General features: G+C 77.7%; 1 protein-coding gene. It reads left to right on the plus strand.

Translation table 11 applies throughout. From position 1 onward, the window contains the following. Window positions 1-291: ATP-binding cassette domain-containing protein (locus SACPADRAFT_RS27965; RefSeq protein WP_040924399.1), on the plus strand; the 291-nt coding region annotated here is incomplete at both ends.

The raw sequence follows: 291 nt of genomic DNA on the forward strand, positions 1-291 counted from the left end.
TCCTGCCCGCACAGCGCGGACACGCGACGCTGCCCGCGCGGGTGGCCTGGGCGCCGCAGGACCCGCAACTGGTGTCCACGACCGTCGCGGAGAACCTGCGGCTGGCCGCTCCGCACGCCACCGACGCCGACCTGCGTCGTGCGTTGCGCACGGCCCGCCTGAGCGACCTGGAGCCGGACACGATGCTCGGCGACGCGGGCACGGGCCTGTCCGGGGGCCAGGCGCAGCGGGTGGCGGTGGCGCGGGCCCTGCTCGCCGTGCCGGACGCCGACGTCGTCCTGCTGGACGAGC

The organism is Saccharomonospora iraqiensis subsp. paurometabolica YIM 90007 (genome assembly GCF_000231035.2).
In the GTDB taxonomy this organism is placed as follows: Bacteria; Actinomycetota; Actinomycetes; order Mycobacteriales; family Pseudonocardiaceae; genus Saccharomonospora; species Saccharomonospora paurometabolica.